General features: G+C 49.1%; 5 protein-coding genes. All 5 read left to right on the top strand.

Translation table 11 applies throughout. From position 1 onward, the window contains the following. On the top strand, nucleotides 1-262 hold a 262-nt coding region (locus tag AC3DOM_RS15620), incomplete at its 5' end, for a helicase C-terminal domain-containing protein (RefSeq protein ID WP_487919971.1). Between the two features lie 276 nt (nucleotides 263-538). After that, complete coding sequence (locus AC3DOM_RS15615) at nucleotides 539-1,723, top strand: cystathionine gamma-synthase family protein (protein ID WP_487919970.1); 1,185 nt, start codon at nucleotides 539-541, stop codon at nucleotides 1,721-1,723. A 49-nt stretch (nucleotides 1,724-1,772) separates the two neighbouring features. Further along, entirely contained in the window at nucleotides 1,773-2,600 is an 828-nt protein-coding gene (locus AC3DOM_RS15610; RefSeq protein WP_487919969.1) for a YwaF family protein, read from the top strand. A gap of 115 nt (nucleotides 2,601-2,715) precedes the next feature. Beyond that, nucleotides 2,716-4,038: a signal recognition particle protein gene (ffh, locus tag AC3DOM_RS15605; protein ID WP_487919968.1), complete on the top strand. Its 1,323-nt coding sequence runs from the start codon at nucleotides 2,716-2,718 to the stop codon at nucleotides 4,036-4,038. 108 nt (nucleotides 4,039-4,146) lie between these two features. Next, the coding region (gene rpsP, locus AC3DOM_RS15600) for a 30S ribosomal protein S16 (protein WP_487919967.1) at nucleotides 4,147-4,479 on the top strand (333 nt) is incomplete at its 3' end.

Raw genomic sequence — 4,479 nt, 5'->3', positions numbered from 1 at the left:
CCCGCTGATCGCCGCACGCTCAGAGCTTTATGAGAATGCCTTTCACCAATACTATCTCCCCGAAGCAATTCTCCAATTCAGGCAGGGATTTGGACGGCTGATCCGCTCTGCGCAAGACCGCGGCGTGGTTGTCATTTTCGATAGACGCGTTCAGACAAAGCAGTACGGAAAACTCTTTATTGACTCGCTGCCCCAATGCACGATGCGTGTCGCGCCGCTCAGAGAGTTGGCAAAGGAAGCGAGCCAGTGGTTGGGGCTGTGAGGATTTGAAGGTTTAAGGTTGCAGGTTTTAAAGTTAGAAGGTCAAGGGGTTGGAAGGTTGTCAATCTCAACAATTAGGCCCTCAACAGTTTTTTCTACGATCAAATCGGTGCGGACTGAAGTCCTGCCTCAATTCATGGAAATCGAATGAGACCGACTCTGTTTTTAGCCCGATAGGGCTTCAAGGCACTGAGCAGGGGATTTATCCCCGTACGGTCACCGTTCCACCTATAAAAAGAGTAGCAGTCATACTGAGAAAAACTACGGAGTAATAAAAATGAAAAATAAACCACAAATGGGAACACGCAGTGTTTGGGCCGGCGAAGAAGAATATTTAATGCAGGGCGCTACGCAGGTGCCCATCGTTCACAGCGTATCTTTTGGGTATAAGGATATGGATGAGTGGATGCAGGTCGCCCTAGGGAAGAAAGAAGGCCACATCTACGGGCGAAACACAAATCCAACCGTGCATGTTTTCGAAGAAAAAATTCGCGATCTGGAAGATGCAGAAGCCGCAACCAGCGCCTCCACAGGGATGGGGATCATCAGCAGTGCCCTCTTCACCTTACTTTCTCCCGGCGAACGTGTCGTCTCTGTAAAAGACACCTATGGTGGCACCAGTGTGATCTTCACCGAATTCCTGCCCCGCTTTGGGATTGAGGCTACCCTCTGCGATACCACAGATCATGAGGCCTTGGAAAAAGAGCTTGCCAAAGGCTGCAAACTCCTTTATCTCGAAAGCCCAACCAACCCGACCACAAAAGTAATCGATATCGCCCGCCTGGCTAAAGCCGCCCATGCTGTTGGCACAATCGTCATTGTTGATAATACTTTCGCCACTCCCATCAATCAAAACCCGTTGCAACTGGGAGCAGACCTGGTTCTGCATAGTGCCACCAAATTCCTTGGCGGGCATGCCGATGCCCTCGGCGGTGTGATCTGTGGCCCGAAGGATCTGATCGATCAGATCTATCATTATCGTGAGATCAATGGGGCCACTCTCCATCCGATGGCCTCCTATCTGATCCTGCGCGGGATGAAAACCCTTCATCTGCGTATTAAGCAACAAAACGAAAGCGCCCTGAAAATCGCTCAATATCTCGAATCACATCCTGCGATTGGACGCGTCTACTATCCCGGTCTGGCCTCGCATGAAGGGCATCAGATCGCCCGTCAACAGATGCGGGGATTTGGCGGGATGCTCAGCTTCATGTTGAAGGAAGATAGCCTGGAGGCTGTTAGTCGATTCCTGCCTCGACTTCGCTTTGCCCACGCAGCCGCCAATTTGGGAGCGGTCGAAACCATTGTCGGGCCACCCGCCACGACCAGTCATGTCGAGTGTACGCAGGAAGAGCGCGCCGCCCTGGGCATCCCGGAAGGTCTGATCCGCTACTCTACCGGCATCGAGGATACAGAAGATTTGATCGCAGATATGGAGCACGCCCTGGATATTTTCTCTTAGTATATAATTGCTTTGATCATTTTTATCAGTATAGGATGGATTTAACCTCATGGACGCAAATCAAATTTTGCAAATAATCACTGACTTTTTAGGGGAATATATCACCCCCTATCTGATTTCAGATTACCAGGGAGACCCTTTTGTGCTTTTCGATCTTTTCCATCTTGCAGCATTAGGCGGAATTACTCTGGCGATTCTCTTAATCGTTATCTCGCGGAATAAGTTTTATCGAAAAAACAAAGAAAATTTCCGCGATACCGTGGCAGCAATACTGATCATCAACGAAATATCCTGGCATACATGGGCATATTTTTATGACGAATGGACAATTCAAAAAATGCTTCCACTGCATATTTGCAGTATCCTTGTTTGGCTCAGTGCGTTGATGTTGATAAAGAAAAGCTATAAACTTTATGAATTTGTCTACTTTTTGGGAATTGGCGGTGCATTACAGGCACTCCTCACTCCAGACGCTGGCATTTATGGCTTTCCCCATTTTCGTTTTTTTCAAACTTTCATCTCACATGGTTTCATTATTATCGCCGCCATCTATATGACTGTCGTTGAAAAAATGCGCCCGACCTGGAAATCTCTCCTGCGTGTTTTTGTGATCACAAATATTTATCTGGCGGTTGTATTTGGTATAAATACATTGATCGGGAGTAATTACCTTTATCTTAACCACAAACCACCCACCGCCAGCCTTCTGGACCTTCTCCCCGATTGGCCTGTTTATCTACTGTATATGGAAGCGCTGGGAATTGCTACCTGCCTGCTTTTATATCTCCCCTTCTTTACCAAGGATACGTGGAGTAAATTGCGAGATGAGTCGGCATTAAAACGGGCCGGTGGGACACGTCTGGACGATTTTCGATAGGGTTTACCACTATTATTTTTCACACTCTTCATTAATTTCCGAAGAAATCCCTTGACCATCCAGCTTTTCCACGCTAAAATCTGACGGCTTTTTAAAACCCTGAACAGGAAACGCTTTGTTTGAAACACTAACCGGACGACTCAATCAGGTCTTTGATAAACTCAAGCGCCGAGGCAAACTCTCTACAGAGGATGTCGACATTGCGATGCGGGAGGTGCGCCTGGCCCTGCTCGAAGCGGACGTGCATTATAGCGTGGTTAAAGATTTGGTCGCTCGTTTGCGGGAGAGAGCCGTTGGTGCGGAAGTCAATAAAGCGCTAAATCCTGGTCAGCAGATCATTAAAATTGTTCATGATGAATTGATAGCCACCCTCGGCGACCCCGCTCCACTTCAATTAAGTGGACCTAAACCACGCGTTATCATGCTGGTAGGTTTGCAGGGCGCGGGCAAAACTACCACTGCTGGGAAGTTAGCTCAGATCATGCGAGCTCGGGGAGAACGCGTCATGCTGGCTGCCGGTGACCCTTACAGGCCAGCCGCGGCACAGCAACTTCAGGCCCTCGGGGAACGCGCAGGTGTTCCCGTCTTCTGGGAAGAAGGTCTCAAACCTGAAAAGCTGGCGGCCAAAGCCTTGAAGCAAGCTGAAAAAGGCGGTTATACTCTTCTCATCATTGATACGGCGGGACGATCCCAACTCGACGACCTTTTGATGAATGAGTTGAGTGCGGTGGCAAAAAACACCAACCCAGTGGAAACACTCCTTGTTGTTGATGCTATGCTCGGGCAGGAGGCTTTGCCGATTGCACAGGGTTTTCGTGATACGATCTCGTTGACCGGTTTGATCATCGCCAAAATGGACGGTGATGCCCGAGGGGGCGCAGCGATCTCCATTCGCTCGGTCACAGGGGTCCCGATCAAATTCCTTGGCACCGGAGAAAAACTGGACGCCCTCGAATCTTACGATCCCGCGCGGCTCTCCTCCCGCATTCTGGGGATGGGCGATATGATCGGCCTGATCGAAAAAGCCGAGGCTGCCTTCGATGCCGAGGATGCAGAGATGCAGGCATCGAAATTAATGAGCGGCGAGTTCACCATGGAAGACTGGATGGACCAGATGCGACAGGTCCGCAAAATGGGACCGCTTGGGCAGATCATGGATATGCTGCCCGGCCAAATGGGGCAGGCGGCGCGTGATATCCCGCCTGATGAGATGGAAAACCAGCTCAAACGCACGGAAGCGATCCTAAGTTCGATGACCGTGCAGGAACGAAGAAATCCAGATATACTTAATGCCAGCCGCCGCCGACGGATTGCTGCAGGTTCTGGAAATCAGGTCCAGGATGTCAATCGGCTGATGAAGCAATTTCGTGAAACACGAAAGCTCTTCAAAACACTTCAAAAATCTGGCGGACGTGGTCTCTCACGTTTGTTTGGTTAGGATTGAGAAAAATAGAAAGAAGCGCCCCCTTTAGCGCCCTCACTTTCTTTTGATCCTCGATCTCAAATAATTTATAAAATATAACAAAGTTCGAAGGAGTATAATTCGATGGTTCGTATTCGTTTGCGCCGTGTAGGCATGAAGGGGCAACCTTCTTATCGTATCGTTGCCGCAGAAAAAGAAAAACCCCGCGATGGGCGTTTTCTCGAAAATTTGGGTTTCTACAATCCACGCACAGACCCTTCCACAATCGAGGTTAAGGAAGACCGCATTTATCACTGGATGAAGAACGGTGCCCAACCGAGTGATTCTGTGGTCCAACTATTCACCACATCCGGTGTTTTGGATCGCTATGAGCGATTCAAGGCTGGTGAGGAGATTGAAGTTTTGATGGCTGAATCTGAAAAGATGATGGCTGAACGTAATATCAATCCCAAAACA

This window comes from Candidatus Desulfolinea nitratireducens (assembly GCF_982879505.1).
Note: the sequence above shows the minus strand (reverse complement) of the source record. Positions and strands in the feature narration are given on the sequence as shown.